The organism is Candidatus Aminicenantes bacterium, assembly GCA_011049425.1.
Lineage (GTDB): Bacteria > Acidobacteriota > Aminicenantia > UBA2199 > UBA2199 > UBA876.
Genome location: DSBM01000107.1, coordinates 26,099 through 40,266 on the forward strand (window position 1 = coordinate 26,099; position 14,168 = coordinate 40,266).

Consider the following 14,168-nt stretch of genomic DNA (forward strand, 5'->3'; position numbering starts at 1 on the left):
ATGCCGTATGTGATTGACGGAAACAACCTGATCGGCAGTTCTCCAGACATCTCTTTGGCTGAAGAGGGCGCCCGGCAGAAGATCCTGCATGTCTTGCTGAAATTTCAACAAAACCGCAAGAGCAAGGTTATCGTGGTTTTTGACGGTGAACCCGAAGGCACGGCGCACAGACAGGAGATCAGTCCGAAATTTCTGGTTTTGTATCCCCGTTATGGGCGCAGCGCGGATGATGAAATCAAACGAATCCTGAATGCGTACAACGATTTTCGTGATGTAATACTGATTACTTCGGATCGCGAACTGAAATCCTTTGCCCGCAAGTTGGGCGCCAGAACCGTCAACTCCATTGAGTTTTATTTTAAGCTGAAACGGGAATACCGGGAAACGGGAAAAAAGGAAGAAACCCAGAAACGCATCGACACCCGTCTTTCCGATCAGGAAGTGGATCAGTGGATGAAGATTTTTAACGGTGAGTAGTTGAATTGTTGCCGGGATCAGTCATTTCTACTTCACCGCTGTAAAAAATCATTTTTTTGCCTTTTTTCGTCACCAGGATCATTCCCCCATCCGTGGCGATTCCCTTGAACCGGCCTTGATGGCGATTTTTCCCTTGGTGAAATTCCATATTACCGGATCGCATCCAGCTTGTGAAACGACGGACCCGGGCGCGCAAACCACGGATCCTTTGCTTTTCAAGGTCGTCGACAACCCCTGTCAAGCGGTTCAGGGTCAGGGTCAACAACGTTTCAGGCGAGGGATATCTGTTGCAACTCAGGCGCATGGATGTGGCCGATTGCGCCAGATCCGGGGGGAAATCCGTTTCCAAATGGTTCAGGTTGATGCCGATTCCGCAGATACAGATGGCGCCTTCCGGGGTGAGGCGGCTCTCACTTAGGATGCCGGCCACTTTACGCCCTTTGATGAGCACATCGTTGGGCCATTTGAGTCGGACCGTTCTTTTGCCGCAGTAGGTTTCCAGGAGTTCCGCGACCACCACACCCACGGCCAGGGGAACCCAGGGCAATGATTTTTTTTGTCGCAGCCGGAATCCCCACGACAGGTACAGTCCGAGACCGGGGGGGGAATGCCAAGAACGGTTCTCGCGTCCGCGTCCCCCGCTCTGGTGATCGGCGGTGACGCAAACAGGAAGCCTTGGCAACCATTCGTCCAGGTGATTAGAGAGGTAATCCTGCGTGGATGGGCATGTGGCCAGGTGAACACATCGGATTCCGGCGACTTTGGGTTTCATCTTTTTCTCATGGTTTCGGACTGGGGTGCGGTCAACATGCCGAGGGTGCGGATAACCCGCTCCCTGCGGCGCAGGTCTCGCCGCAGGCGTGTTTTCCACCGTCGGGCCGTATCCGTGCGAATGGAATCCATAAAGCCTCGATTCCCGAGCTTGTGCTGCATGCGAAGAATACGGCGGCTGAGATCATCTTTCTCTTTTAGCAGGCTAACCCGAATGGAGTCGTGAATTCGGGAATCATCCAGGAGAATAGAGATCGACCAGGAGCGTGAAACGGTTCTGATGGCATGGCCGGGAGGGGGATCATCCAACCTCATGTTGCTAATTCCGGCCAGGTGGCAGATATCTTCCGCATGGGCAAGAATCAGGCGCTGTATTTCCGGCTCGTTGCTGGTCAATATCACGGTGATGCGACTGGGGGCGGGGATAAAATGCAGACCCATGAGGCTGCGAATGCTATGAACCAGTTTGCGGAGCTGTTCCACCCTGCGCGTGGCCTGAGGAAAGATCAACTCACTGCGGAATTCCGGAAATGGGTGTTGAAGGAACAGTTTTTGTGGTGAGGTCGACAGCCGAAAAAATGTTTCCTGGGTGATATTGGGCATCAGGGGATGAAGCAGGTGGGCGATGTGCAGCATGACGTAGCGGACACACTGGCGTGATGCCGGATTGCCGATGTGGAGACGGATCGATTCCAGGAACCATCCACTCAGATCATGCCGGACCAAGTATTGCAGTCGTGCGCAGGCCGAGGACAACTGGTTGCGCTCAAAATGCTCGTTCAATTGCGCCGTGGTGGTGTTGAGCCGTTGCAGGAACCAGCGTTCCATGTCCGAGGAACTGCGAAGATCCGGTGACAGGGGTTCATCACCTTGCAAATGCATGCAGGCAAAGCGCAGGCAATTCCAGAATTTGTTGGCCAGGGTAAGGGCCCCTTGCAGGCGACTTGGACCAGGGGGCCATCCCGGTTGCATGGCAATGGCAAAGCGTAGTGCATCCGTACCGTAAATCCTCAGCATATCTTGGGAATCTGAATCAGCGTCGTCGCAAGCGCCAAAGGGCAATAAGAGAGAAAAATCCAGCAACTTGCGCCCGTTTTCGCTGTACATTTCTTTGGTGAGGGGTGGTGCCCCGCCTGTTTCCTGTAAAGAGATTTCCCGCATAATGCGGTGTCTTAAGAGGATATCTTTGTGAATGCATGTCGACAAGTCCCCAGGTTTGATATCTTCTCGAGTTGCCGGTTGTGAAGAGTCGATTTGTCTCCAGACATTCCCCCACCGGCTTTCAAGCGCATGATGATCGCAATGCTTCGGCAACAGGAAGCGGAACATGCGATTGCCGGCTCGATGATCAGGTCTCGCCGGATTCGACCTCGGATTCCAAACGGCGGATCTCTGCTTTGATGATCTTTTCGGCCAGTGGAGGAACCACTTCCCAGAGAATTTCTTTGACTGCGATACTCAGCTTGTCTTCCAGACGATGGGTGAGTTGTTGGGGATCAATGGCGCCGGTCTGAGGCTCCGATTCTCCCTCATCCTGGTCTTTGTTTGCGGTTGCCGTGTCTTCTGTGGGCTTTGTTTGCGCGGATAGTTTGTCTAAATCGTCCAATATGCGTTCGGCATCGGTGTCGGCGTCGATTGAGTAAGTGGGTTCTTCCGTATCGGATTGAAAAGTGGGTTCAATTTCAATGGGAGTCGTTGGCTCCGGTTCCGCAGGCGGTTCCGGCTCCGGAATCGGGGGCGGAGTTTCTGACTCGGGCTCAGTTGTCTCAAGCGGTGCGAAAATATCGTCTCTCTGGCGCGGTTCCGGCGCTTCGGCGAATGCCTGGGCAAGTTCGGCTTCAGAAAGTGTATCGGGACTGCCGGACTGTTGGGGCGAGGGTGGTTCCGCATCCGCCCCGGATTCGTCCACGGATGATGGCTCCGGCTTTTCTTCCTCAACCCCGGTTTCTGAATCCTCGGCTTCTTTATGCAAAGAGTCGGCGGGTTCCATGGGCTCGAAACGGAACTCGCCCGTTTGCGGAGCGCCGAAATCGGGCTCATCTTGATGGGTTTGGCGTTCGCGTTCGATTTCTTTTTCCAGCAATTCGTCGATATCGCTTTCCCGCGAGTTTTCCTGGAACGGATTGGGGATCTCTTCCGCGTTGTCGTCAGGTCTTAGTGAGTCATCGCGTTCAGGCTGGGCTCCCTGGGTAATCTCTTCTGAAGGGACGACCTCGTCACGTATGAAATCATCGGTGTCCGAGGTGTCGGATTTCTGTGCCACCTTGGGTGCCTGGTCCGAGGAAACCTCATCACTGACATCTGAAAAGCTGATATCTTCGACGGATTCCTCTTCAAAGCCTGAAATCTCCGGCAGGTCTTCGGGAAATGAGTCGGAGATGTCCGCTTCTTCTCTTGGCGCCGGAGCTTCGGGACGGTCTTCTTCCAGGATCTCTTTGACCGCTTTCACCAAAGCGTTGGAATCAAAAGGTTTGGTAATGATTTCCTGATACTCCAATTCTTTGAGCAGCTCTTCGTTGATGGGTTCGAACCCCCCTTTTAAAAGGAAAACGCGGGTGTGGGCAAGGGCTTCGCTCCCATTGACAAACTTGCAAACCTGGTAACCGTTGAATTCGGGCAGGCGGATGTCCACCAATACAATATGGGGAGTCAACTCGAGTAATTTTTCCCGCAAAGGAGTGCCACTTTCAAACGTGATGAGTTCTATATCGGATTCCTCAGAGAACGATAATTCAACGATCCGGCGGATGGTATAACTGCTGTCAGCCAGTAAAACTCTGTATTTGCTCATTCATCCTCCTGTGACCCTGATTTTTGTGTATCAAGTTTGATTCAGAAAGTCAAGTTAACGCATGCGACTGAGCCCGGAAACGCAGACATAAGGCGTAAAGTGGTTGACTTTTGATTTGATTTGTTGTATTGCGTGTAATTGGTATGCGAAAAAAGGACAAGGTCTACTCCGTTATTGTGGTTTCCGGAGCGACCACTTCCAGCAGGGAGTTCTCGGTATCGGGACGTTTTCTGCGTAACGCCGCCGTGGTTGTTCTGGCGCTTTTAGCCATATCCGGATTCGCCATCTTTGGTTACCTCAATACCGTTTCGGATCAGCGCGAGTTGAGTCAGTTAAAAGTGGATATGGTTGAAAAAGACCGCCTGATTGACGATTTAGGCAAAAAAGTCGAAACCCTTGACCTCAGTATTCAGCGCATGGAGATCTACACGGACCGGATCCTGGTGGCGGCGGGGCTGAAATCTCCATTGGCTTTACGGGAAGTGGGTAGTGGAGGTCCGGTGGAGTTTCGCACGGATCCCATCCTTCCCGCCGCAGAGCCTGTGACTGTTCCCAGGAGCAAAGACATCCTTGGGCATGCCACTCAACTCAACACCAAGTCCCGGGAATTGGAAAACACCCTGAAGTACGTCCGCAGCGTGATAGATAAACAAAAGATGCGTTTGGCATCCACGCCTTCCATATGGCCGACCCGCGGATATTTGACCGACGTTTTCGGACAGCGGCGCCATCCCATCACGGGCAAACGGGATTTTCATTATGGCCTGGACATCGCGACCCAACTGGGCAACAGGGTGATCGCCCCGGCAAACGGCCTGGTGTTGTGCGCGGAGAAACGTTCCTTCTACGGCAACTTGATCATCATTGATCACGGTTACGGGTTCACCACCCGTTATGGTCATCTCGCTTCCTTTAACGTTCGCGAGGGCCAACGGATCAAGCGGGGGGATGTTATTGGTTACGTTGGCAACACGGGGATGAGTTCGGCGCCCCACCTGCATTATGAAATCCGGGTTTTCGGGAAACCCCGCAATCCCCTCAATTACATGATCGATTGACACCCCCTGCGGAGGGGGCTATCCATTGGCGAAAACGCGAGATAAACTGGATCGACTGGATCAATCCATCCGCAAGCAGTGGACGAGGCTGGAATCGGAACCCGCGTTAACCACCCGCGAGAAATTGGACCGTCTTATTCGTTCCCGCATTCCGGACAAGGCCTGCCTGGCCCATCCTCTCGAATCCCCCGCGGTTTTCCCCCGCGAGATTCCGCCTTTCATGGAACGGGAGTACTTCTATGCGGATACAACCCGGCTGGGCCGGTTTACCATCGGTGATTTGCGCAAAGTCCGATCCGGGGAGCTGGAAATCCTGGCTGGAGACTCTGCCTGGAGAAAAATTAATGCTGAAGGCATGCTCTTTTTTGATACCGAAACCACGGGCCTGGCCGGGGGGACCGGTACAGTGGCCTTTATGCTGGGATTCGGTTTCCTGGCGAATGGAGGCTTCCAGGTCCGTATCTTCGTGCTCTCCGATTTGAACCGCGAGAATGAGTTCCTGGAGCGTGTGGACGATTTTCTGCGGGAACGGTCTCCTATCGCCGGGGTGACGTACAACGGCAAGTGTTTTGATTACCCGCTGATGGAAACGCGTTACATCCTGCAAAGGCGAAGATTTCCCCTGCTTTCTCTGCCGCACCTGGATTTTCTTTATCCCGCCCGCACGCTGTGGCGCCACACTTTTCCATCCCGCAAGCTGGGGTATCTGGGAGATATGCTGCTGGGGTTGAGCCGGGAAGAGGATGTGGACGGATCGGAGATCCCCCGCTTGTACTTTGATTTCCTGCGCACCGGAGAGCTTTCCATTCTGGATGCGGTAATGGAACACAACGCCCTGGACCTTCTGGGATTGGCCATGCTGGTGAACCTGGGCGCGCGATGTCTTGAGGATGTTTCCCATACCCGGGATGAAGGCGAAATCCTGGGTAGCGCGCGCTTGCTGGAAAATGCCGGCGACCTCGATAAAGCGGCGGAACGCCTGGAAACCATTCGGGCTACAGCGGAGCGCTTGGATGTTCAGGCACTGGCCTTGAGGCGGTTGTCGCGAATTCGCAAGAAAAAGAAGCTATACAACGAGGCCCTGACCATATGGGAGGAATTGCGGCAAATGGGAGACCCGCGGGCCGTTCGTGAGTTGTCGATTCACTACGAGCATCGGGAAAGGGATTTTCTCCGCGCCCTGGGCCTGGTGCGCGACGCTTTAGAGACAAGCGATTTGTCCGCCGTCCAACAATTGGATCTCGAGCGGCGCCTGCAGCGCCTGACCCGCAAACTCGCCCACCTTGAATCCGAGGATGGGCCTTGACATACCTGCCTCTTTCAGGTATATTGACAACGGAATTTTCCACATAAGGCAGGTGATACCTTTGGCGTATGTTGAAGTAAATGCCAACGAGTCCGTAGAAGGCGCATTGCGGCGTTTCAAGCGCAAGGTACAGCAGGAAGCCATTATCAAGGAAATCAAGAAGCATTCCGTGTACCTCAAGCCGGGCGAAAAGCGCAGATTGAAAGAAGCCCAGGCCAAGAAACGTATGCGCAAACGGCTTAAACGCGAATTTTCGGACTTGTAAGCCATCGCATCGAACCACCGTCCGTAGCTCATACATTCGGGATTGCCGGGGCGTAGCGCAGTCTGGTAGCGTATCGGTTTTGGGAACCGAGGGTCGGAGGTTCAAATCCTCTCGCCCCGATGTCCCGAGAATGCTCCCGTAGCTCAACGGACAGAGCAACTGACTTCTAATCAGTAGGCTGGGGGTTCGAGTCCCTCCGGGAGCGTTTTCCTTTTGGAAAGGGCCCCTCCTGTTCAGCCGCCCCAAGTCGCCTGGTGTCGCATTTCACTCCCGACAGTTTTTCACATGAGGGTTTACCATGGCCCGACTTGACTCATGGCCGGCTCCTATCTATAATAGAAACTCTTTTAGCGAAAGCCCTTACGGTAACCGATTCAACAAACAATTTGTCGGCATGAAGCGTAGCCAGGATGACTCTCAATCCGTCCTTACCGGGCGTACCCATGCAGAAGACCATGAATTTGTATCCCTGCCGGCCGGCACGCGCATCACCAAGCGTTATCGGGTGGTGCGCTTTCTGGGGAAGGGCGGGTTTGCCACCGTGTATGAGGCGGTTGATGAGATTCTGAATGAAAAAGTGGCGCTCAAGGTATTTCACCAGGGCGTTAACCTTGATCGCAACAGCATGCTGCGCATCAAGCGTGAGATCAGCCTTTCACGGCGCATTGCCGACCCCCGGGTGGTCAAGGTTTTCTCTCTGGACCGCTGGCTGGACCGCTGGTTCCTGGTTATGGAGCTGGTTGAAGGCGAGACCCTGAAACAACGCCTGGACCGTGAGGGAGCCGGGTCATGGCAGGCGTTCCAGCCGGTTTTCCTGGAAATCCTGGCCGGGATCTCGGCCTTGCATGCCCTTCACTTTGTTCACCGGGACATCAAGCCCTCCAACATCATGCTGGTTCAAGGCGGGGGAGTCAAGATCCTGGATTTCGGATTGGCCAAGGACTTGGGTGACCCGGAACGAAGTTTCAATTTGAATGAAGTGGTTGGAACTCCCCGCTATCTTTCTCCGGAGCAGCTCCAGGGTGTGGAAGTGGGTGTTCGCTCCGATGTGTTCCAGTTGGGTTTGTTGCTGCAGACGGTACTGCGTGGTTCTTCGCCCCTGGAGGGCATGGACACGCTTTCCGTTCTGGCCCACCGCATGGGCAGAACTCCGGTCGCGCTGAGATTGGAGGGACTGCGGGTTCCCACGCAGGTAAGGCTGGGACTGGAGCGATCTTTGCGCAGGTTGCCCGGGGGCAGATTCCGCGACGCCGCGGCCATGCATGCCTATTTCTCTTCTTCCCGGGTCGGTCGCCGCGTGATTTGTACCTGGTTGCGCAAATTGGCTCCCGGTGCGGCCTTGTTGCTCATGCTGGGAGTCGCGGCCGGAGCCTTGTTCTGGACTTCGCGTGAGCCCGCCATTCCCGCCCGGGTGCGAATCGAGGGCAATCTCCTGAAACTGCTGGATGAGCGGGGCGCAATCATGTGGGCCAAGGATTTCAGCCCCCGTTCGATTTACCGGGCCGTGCTGCAGCCATGCCGCCCGCCCTTGCAATTGTTTCGCAGCAATCATGCCATCCATCACCTGGTAACCGTGTTTTTTTCCGCGGAAGCCGGAATGGATCAGGACAGCCAACCCACTTTGGGAAGCACCGAGAGTGATGCGCGCATGATGCAGATTGATACCGCGGGCAATGTGATACTGGACCGTCCGCTATCTGTCTTTATTCGGGCCGGTGATTACGGTTTTATTCCCCGGAGTTACATCGAGGAGTTCCAGACCCGGGACCTGGACGGAGACGGTTCAGTCGAAACCATTGCGCGCGTGATTCACGCCAGGGGCATGTTTCCCTCCGCATTTTTGTTCTTGACCAACGGCCGGTTGGTTTGGATAAATTCTCCCGGCCATATCGGCAAATGGACCGCTGTGCCGGAAGAAAACCACAGATGGCGCTTCTTTTTTTCCGGCAGGGCGAACCGCATGGGGCATCTTGATTTCGTTGCCCGTATTGTCTTTGACTTTGGTAAAGATTCGCGTGGAGGACATATCGGGCTGATTCCCCATTTAAACGAGGACAAAATAGAAATCGCGCATCAACTAAACCTGCTTGCGTATTTTCCCCAGGGTTTCCTGTACGAAGACGAAGGTTCAATGCCGCATCAGGGGCCGATCGAAATGGTCAATCGTTCAGGTGTCCGATTGCGCATTGAAGAGGACGGTACCATGCGGTTGGGAACAGGTGTTGAAGCGCAAGTGTTTGTGGACCCGCCGGAAAGGTTGCGGCATGTGTACACAGAGATCCAGAAAGCCCGGATCGCCTGCGACCTTCATTCTCAAATGGAAGAAGCGGCCGCACGCCTGGAACGCGCCGCTGAGTCGGGTGTTGAAAATCCCTGGTTGCAATCGGTTATTGCGCTTTACAGAGGAGACGTGGAAGTGCGCCGCGGGCGGTACGCCAGCGGGCGGCGCCTGTTGCGCCGTGCCCTGGGCCTGTATCCGCAAAGCAATGATGCGGTCCTGCGACTGCTGGAAACCGCCTTTCTTGAAAAAGGTCCGGAAGAGGCATTGCACCTGATCGAGGCGGAATTTCGAAAATTTGACCGGTTCTGGGGACTGACCAGGGGGAGGGATTTCTTTAAAGCTCTGTGCCTGCTGCAGAAGGGAGACTTTGAGTCCGCTCGGCTGTTTTCCCAGCGCATGCAACAGGACGAGCCCCGAAACGCCGCATTGCTGCGTTCACTGACCGGGCTCATGTGCGGCGATGCCATTGTCGCGGACCTTCCCCGCGACAACGGGAATATGTCTCTGCTCTATACCTGGGAGGAATACCGCCTGCTGGAGGGCCGGGCCCATTTGCTGGCCGGAGACGGATCCGGTCGGGGCGAGTTCTGTTTCCATGATGTAAATGCCTATTCACGAGTACGGCGGCATCTGGCCGCCATGTCCCTGGCCTGGTACACGCTGAAAGACAATCGCAGGCACGAGGCGGAGCGCATGGCCAGTGAAGCGTTCACGGACCTCGAGAAACGAATCCGGGGTGATATGGAAGCCCGTTTCTGGTGGTTTTACGACGCCTGGGTGTATGGACGCGTCATGGATGAACTGGGTCGGCGCGAGGAAGCCCGCAGGGGCTACGAAGCCTGCATTGCCGCCAATCCCCATACGGCCCTGGCCGCCGCGGCCCGGCAACGCCTGGCCGGCTTACAGGTAGCCCAGGGTTTTTAAGTCTCGCTTTTCCTTTTCCGATAATTCGGGGGCGGGTGCTTTATTTGCACTGTTCATATAGCCGTGACGTGAGAAATAGGCTTTGTATTCCTTGGACAACGACTCGGCCAGGTTGCTGAAATCGGCGACGAGGTTCTCTTTTTCATACGGGTCTTTGAGGATGTTAAAGATGTATTTTGGCTCTAATCCCAACTGGCGTTGCAATTGTGGCATAACTTCGATGTAGTGGAAATGACCGGCCACCATGCCGAAAGTACCCAATTGGCCAAAGAGCTTCAAGCGACGCTGGGTGCGGTCCGTGAACAGGTTGCGTCCCTGCATGGGATATTTGGGAGCGGGTATGTCCAATGCGTCAAACAGTGTGGGTGTGATGTCCATTATGCTGACGACCCTGCGCACGCGGCGCGGTGGTTTGCCCGGCCAGCGGATCATGAGGGGAACCCGTGACGCGGCATTGAAAGTCAGGGGCCCGTGATTAAAGTAAAAATTGTTCTCGCCCAGGTCTTCGCCGTGATCAGCGGTGACAATAATGATTGAGTTCTTGAGTAAACCGGATTGTTCAATCTGGTCCAGGACGCGGCCGACCTGGCTGTCCACGTAGTGAATGGAACCGTCGTAGAGGGCGGTGAAGTGGCCTTCATGAAAATGACCTTTCTGGTTCATTTCCCGCTGCATGCCGGCGACCAACCTGGGTTTGACCTCGCGGATATCGCGTCCCTGTGGTCGGGGTTGAATGTGCTCCTGGGGAGGAATGTAGGGAGTGTGTGGGTCGATATAGTTGAGCCAAATGAAAAAGGGCTTCCCGGGGGGGGTTTTCAGAAAATCAAGGACTCTTTTTGTTATGAAGGGGGCTGTTTCCTCTTTGGTTTCGACCTCGTTCCAGACTTCGGTATAGTTGGTAAAACCCTGGTCGAATTGGAAAACCCTGGCCAGGTTGGCATTCGCCACCACGGCCTCGGTATGATAACCCTTGGCTTTCAGGGCCTCGGCCAGGGTAATCAGCTTTGCGTTCACGGTACCGCGGTTTGGGGCGCATTTGTGGATAAAGGGATGGAGGCCGGTCAGCATGGAGCAGAAAGCGGCTGAAGTCTTGGGGATGGGGGTGTAAGCATATTCAAACAATGTTGATTGCGCTGCGAAGCGGTTAATGTGGGGTGAAGTTTCGTATTCGTAGCCGTAACAATGCAGGTGGTCGGCTCTCAGCGTGTCGAGGGTAAGTAAAATGATATTGGGGAGTTCCTTTTTAGATGAATGGTCGCCGCAACCAAACAGCAACAGCGACAAGGCGATCAGAATCAAGGTTTTTTTCATGGCAAGATTTTACCAAGCCTGTTCCGCTTTATCAAGAGGGGATGTCTATTGCCAGCGTCGCATCCGCTCCACCTGGCGACGCTCTTTCTTGGTGGGGCGGCCGCTTCCGGGCGGGCGTCCAGCCACGATGAAGCCCACGGGATCACGGCGAAAATCGGCCAGTTTCCGGAGCTCCTCGGCCGGGGTGATCTCTTCGGCTAATTCCGCGGCCCGTCGGGCGGACACGCGCTTGACGGCCGGGGCCAGGACCCGCCAACAGCGGGTAATGGGCGGCATGCGAACGTCGACCTCATCGCCCGGAGTCACGGGTTGGCTGGCCTTAACCGTGCGCTTGTTGACTTGTACGCGGCCGTTGCGGCATGCCTGCGTGGCCTGCGAACGGGACTTGAAAATGCGGCTGGCCCAGAGCCAACGGTCGATCCGGGCTTCAATTGCAATGGGGCTGGACTCCGGCATGAAATCAGTATACCATAGCCTGTTTGCAACCGGGTAAGGAGTTCCGCGTGCGGGGAACCAACTTGATCCACCTGGGGGTGGTGGTGGAGCTGTGAAGTTGGAGAGTTGGAAAGTTGGAAGGTTGGAGAGTTGCAGAGAAAGAAGGGGACATGAGGCACAATGGTTCAGAATCCCTGGTACTCGGTGCGTTGGATGATTTCATCCTGAAGGTCGCGGCCGAGATTGTTGAAATAGTCGCTGTAACCGGCCACACGCACGATGAGATCGCGGTGCTTTTCCGGTTCCCTTTGCGCCTCGCGCAGGGTATTCGCGTCCACCACGTTGAACTGGACGTGATGTCCTCCCAGGCGGAAATAGGCGCGTACCAGGTAGAGAACCTTTTCCAGGCTCTCGGGGTTCTGCATCAGGTCCGGGGAAAACTTCTGGTTCAGAAGGGTGCCGCCGGTGCGCTGGTGATCGATGCGTGCGGCTGAACGGAGCACCGCGGTAGGTCCGTTTCGATCGGCACCCTGCACGGGTGAAATGCCTTCGGAAAGGGGTGTTCCGGCCCGGCGTCCATCGGCGGTGGCCCCGGTTATGCTGCCGAAGTAGACGTGCGAAGTGGTGGGCAGCAGGTTGATGCGATGAACCCCGCCTCGGGAGTTGGGGCGGCCGTCGACCGCCGCAAAAAAGATTTCAAACACTCTGGTTGCCAGCCCGTCGGCTGCGTCGTCATCGTTGCCCCAGCGCGGGGTTTGGTCTCGCAGGCGCTGGCGCCAGTGTTCGTGGTCCTCGAAGTCACGCTCCAGCATGCAGGTCAATTCTTCGAGGGTGACGGCGCCGGTCTCGAATACGTGGCGACGGATCGCGGACAGGGAATCCGTGATGGAGCCCAGGCCCACGCCCTGGATATAGGAAGTGTTGTAGCGCGCGCCCCCGCTGTGATAGTCGCGGCCGCGGGTTACGCAATCCTCGATGACCAGCGATAGAAACGGCGCCGGCATGTTGCGCGCATAGAGTTGTTCAATCAGGTTGTTCCCCTGGATTTTCAGGTCTGCAAAGAAAGCCACCTGGCGGGAGAAAGCCTGTATCAACTGCTTGAAATCACTGAAATCGCCGGCTTTTCCCGTCCGCGGCCCGAGTTGGATCCCCGTGCGCGGATCCCTGCCGTTATGCAGGGTCAGTTCAAGGATCTTGGGAAGGTTGAAATAACCCGTCAGGAAATAGGCTTCTCTGCCGAAAGCGCCGGACTCGACGCAGCCGCTGGCGCCGCCTTCGCGGGCGTCTTCCAGGCTTTTTCCCTGGCGCAACAGTTCAGAGATAATGGTCTCGGTGTTGAACATGGAGGGCTGGCCGAAACCGGTGGCCACGATCTTCAGGGCCCGGCGCACAAATCGATCCGGGTTCTTGCAACTGATCTGCACCATGGAGCTGGGCTGCAGGATGCGCATTTCCTCGATTACGTCCAAGATCATGTAGGTCAATTCATTGACCCCGTCTTTTCCATCCCGTGTCAGCCCTCCCAGGTTGATCAAACAGAAATCGGTATAGGTGTTGCTTTCCTGGGCGGTAACCCCGACTTTGGGCGGGGCGGGCTGGTTGTTGAACTTGATCCAGAAGGCGCACAGCAACTCTCTGGCGCGCTCCGGGGTCAAGCGCTTTTCCGCCAGGTCGCGGCGGAAAAAGGGAAGCAGGTGCTGATCCAATCGACCGGGATTAAAGGAATCCCAGGTGTTGAACTCGGTGATCACTCCCAGGTGAACAAACCAGTAGTGTTGCAACGCTTCCCAGAAAGTTCGTGGCGCCTGTTCCGGAACCCGGGAACAGATGACGGCCATTGTCTGCAATTCCTGGCGGCGCGCCGGATCGCTTTCTTTTTCTGCCTGCTTTTTTAACAGGTCGGCGTAGCGTTGGCCCAAAGCAATGATTCCCAACGCCGCCTGTTCCATTCCCTGCAGGTTCTCACGGGTCTCCAGGGCGCGCGGATCGGTGACGAAGTTTAGTTGCTCCAGGTTGGAGCGGATCTCGCCAAGAATATCCAGAAAGCCTTTTTCAAATATGCGGGCGCCACCGGCGGTATGTCCCGGGGCGCGCTGTTCCTGGAATTCGGTAAAAACGCCGGCTTCATATGCATGGCGCCATTCAGAAGAAAGTTCCTTGAACATGCGTTCGCGCAACGAGCGCCCCTTCCAGAACGGGATGATCTGTTTCTCGTACACGCGCCGGGTTTCACTATCCACCGTGAACGAGACTTTGGGGCGGGAATGCAGTGTATCAAGGTCTTGAAGAGAGTGCAGACAGATTTCAGGATAGGTGGGGGTGGCCCGGGGAAACGGACCCCGTTCCCCCACAATCAGTTCCCCCTTGTCCAGAAAAAGGGTTTTGTTTTCCATGATGTGGCGGAAAGCGGACCCGCGCAGCACCGCGGCCGGCATTGCCGCGTGCATGGGATCGGCGCAAAACTCTGTGAGCAGGCGGGCGCGTTCCGTAGAAATGCAGGGGTGTGTGCGTTGGCTTTGTCTGCGCAGGCGGCGGATGCGTTCATTCAT

General features: G+C 55.6%; 11 protein-coding genes and 2 tRNA genes. 7 read left to right on the forward strand and 6 right to left on the reverse strand.

Going from position 1 to position 14,168, the window contains the following annotated elements:
* A complete protein-coding gene (locus ENN40_06835) occupies window positions 1–477 on the forward strand; it encodes a hypothetical protein (protein ID HDP95059.1) in 477 nt (158 codons plus the stop codon).
* Here the strand turns inward: ENN40_06835 and ENN40_06840 are convergent.
* Genes ENN40_06840 through ENN40_06850 form a run of 3 tightly spaced genes read right to left on the reverse strand, consistent with a single transcriptional unit; the run spans window position 464 to window position 4,039 of the window.
* On the reverse strand, window positions 464–1,249 hold the full coding sequence (locus ENN40_06840; protein HDP95060.1) for a biotin--[acetyl-CoA-carboxylase] ligase: 786 nt from the start codon (window positions 1,247–1,249) through the stop codon (window positions 464–466). The genes ENN40_06835 and ENN40_06840 overlap by 14 nt on opposite strands.
* Window positions 1,246–2,577 carry a hypothetical protein gene (locus ENN40_06845; protein ID HDP95061.1) on the reverse strand — a complete coding sequence of 444 codons (1,332 nt, stop codon included), beginning with the start codon at window positions 2,575–2,577 and terminating at the stop codon, window positions 1,246–1,248. The genes ENN40_06840 and ENN40_06845 overlap by 4 nt, the downstream gene beginning before the upstream one ends.
* Window positions 2,578–2,596: 19 nt before the next feature.
* Window positions 2,597–4,039 carry a response regulator gene (locus ENN40_06850; GenBank protein ID HDP95062.1) on the reverse strand — a complete coding sequence of 481 codons (1,443 nt, stop codon included), beginning with the start codon at window positions 4,037–4,039 and terminating at the stop codon, window positions 2,597–2,599.
* A gap of 143 nt (window positions 4,040–4,182) precedes the next feature.
* Between ENN40_06850 and ENN40_06855 the strand changes: the two genes are divergently transcribed.
* From ENN40_06855 to ENN40_06880, 6 genes are all read left to right on the forward strand, one after another.
* Window positions 4,183–5,097 (forward strand): M23 family metallopeptidase, encoded by a 915-nt coding sequence (locus ENN40_06855; protein HDP95063.1) that lies wholly within the window; start codon window positions 4,183–4,185, stop codon window positions 5,095–5,097.
* Between the two features lie 25 nt (window positions 5,098–5,122).
* Complete coding sequence (locus ENN40_06860; GenBank protein ID HDP95064.1) at window positions 5,123–6,403, forward strand: hypothetical protein; 1,281 nt, start codon at window positions 5,123–5,125, stop codon at window positions 6,401–6,403.
* Window positions 6,393–6,668, forward strand: a complete 276-nt coding sequence (locus tag ENN40_06865; protein ID HDP95065.1) for a 30S ribosomal protein S21 — start codon at window positions 6,393–6,395, stop codon at window positions 6,666–6,668. The genes ENN40_06860 and ENN40_06865 overlap by 11 nt, the downstream gene beginning before the upstream one ends.
* 46 nt (window positions 6,669–6,714) lie before the next feature.
* Window positions 6,715–6,788: transfer RNA gene (locus ENN40_06870), tRNA-Pro, on the forward strand.
* Window positions 6,789–6,800: 12 nt separating this feature from the next.
* Window positions 6,801–6,873: transfer RNA gene (locus ENN40_06875), tRNA-Arg, on the forward strand.
* Between the two features lie 93 nt (window positions 6,874–6,966).
* Window positions 6,967–9,873 (forward strand): serine/threonine protein kinase, encoded by a 2,907-nt coding sequence (locus tag ENN40_06880; protein ID HDP95066.1) that lies wholly within the window; start codon window positions 6,967–6,969, stop codon window positions 9,871–9,873.
* Here the strand turns inward: ENN40_06880 and ENN40_06885 are convergent.
* The 3 genes from ENN40_06885 to ENN40_06895 all read right to left on the reverse strand — a co-directional run bounded on the left by ENN40_06885 (window position 9,850) and on the right by ENN40_06895 (window position 14,168).
* Window positions 9,850–11,184 (reverse strand): DUF229 domain-containing protein, encoded by a 1,335-nt coding sequence (locus tag ENN40_06885; protein HDP95067.1) that lies wholly within the window; start codon window positions 11,182–11,184, stop codon window positions 9,850–9,852. The two genes, ENN40_06880 and ENN40_06885, sit on opposite strands and share 24 nt — an antisense overlap.
* Before the next feature lie 45 nt (window positions 11,185–11,229).
* Entirely contained in the window at window positions 11,230–11,640 is a 411-nt protein-coding gene (locus tag ENN40_06890) for an RNA-binding S4 domain-containing protein (GenBank protein ID HDP95068.1), read from the reverse strand.
* A gap of 164 nt (window positions 11,641–11,804) precedes the next feature.
* Window positions 11,805–14,168 (reverse strand): glycyl radical protein, encoded by a 2,364-nt coding sequence (locus ENN40_06895; GenBank protein HDP95069.1) that lies wholly within the window; start codon window positions 14,166–14,168, stop codon window positions 11,805–11,807.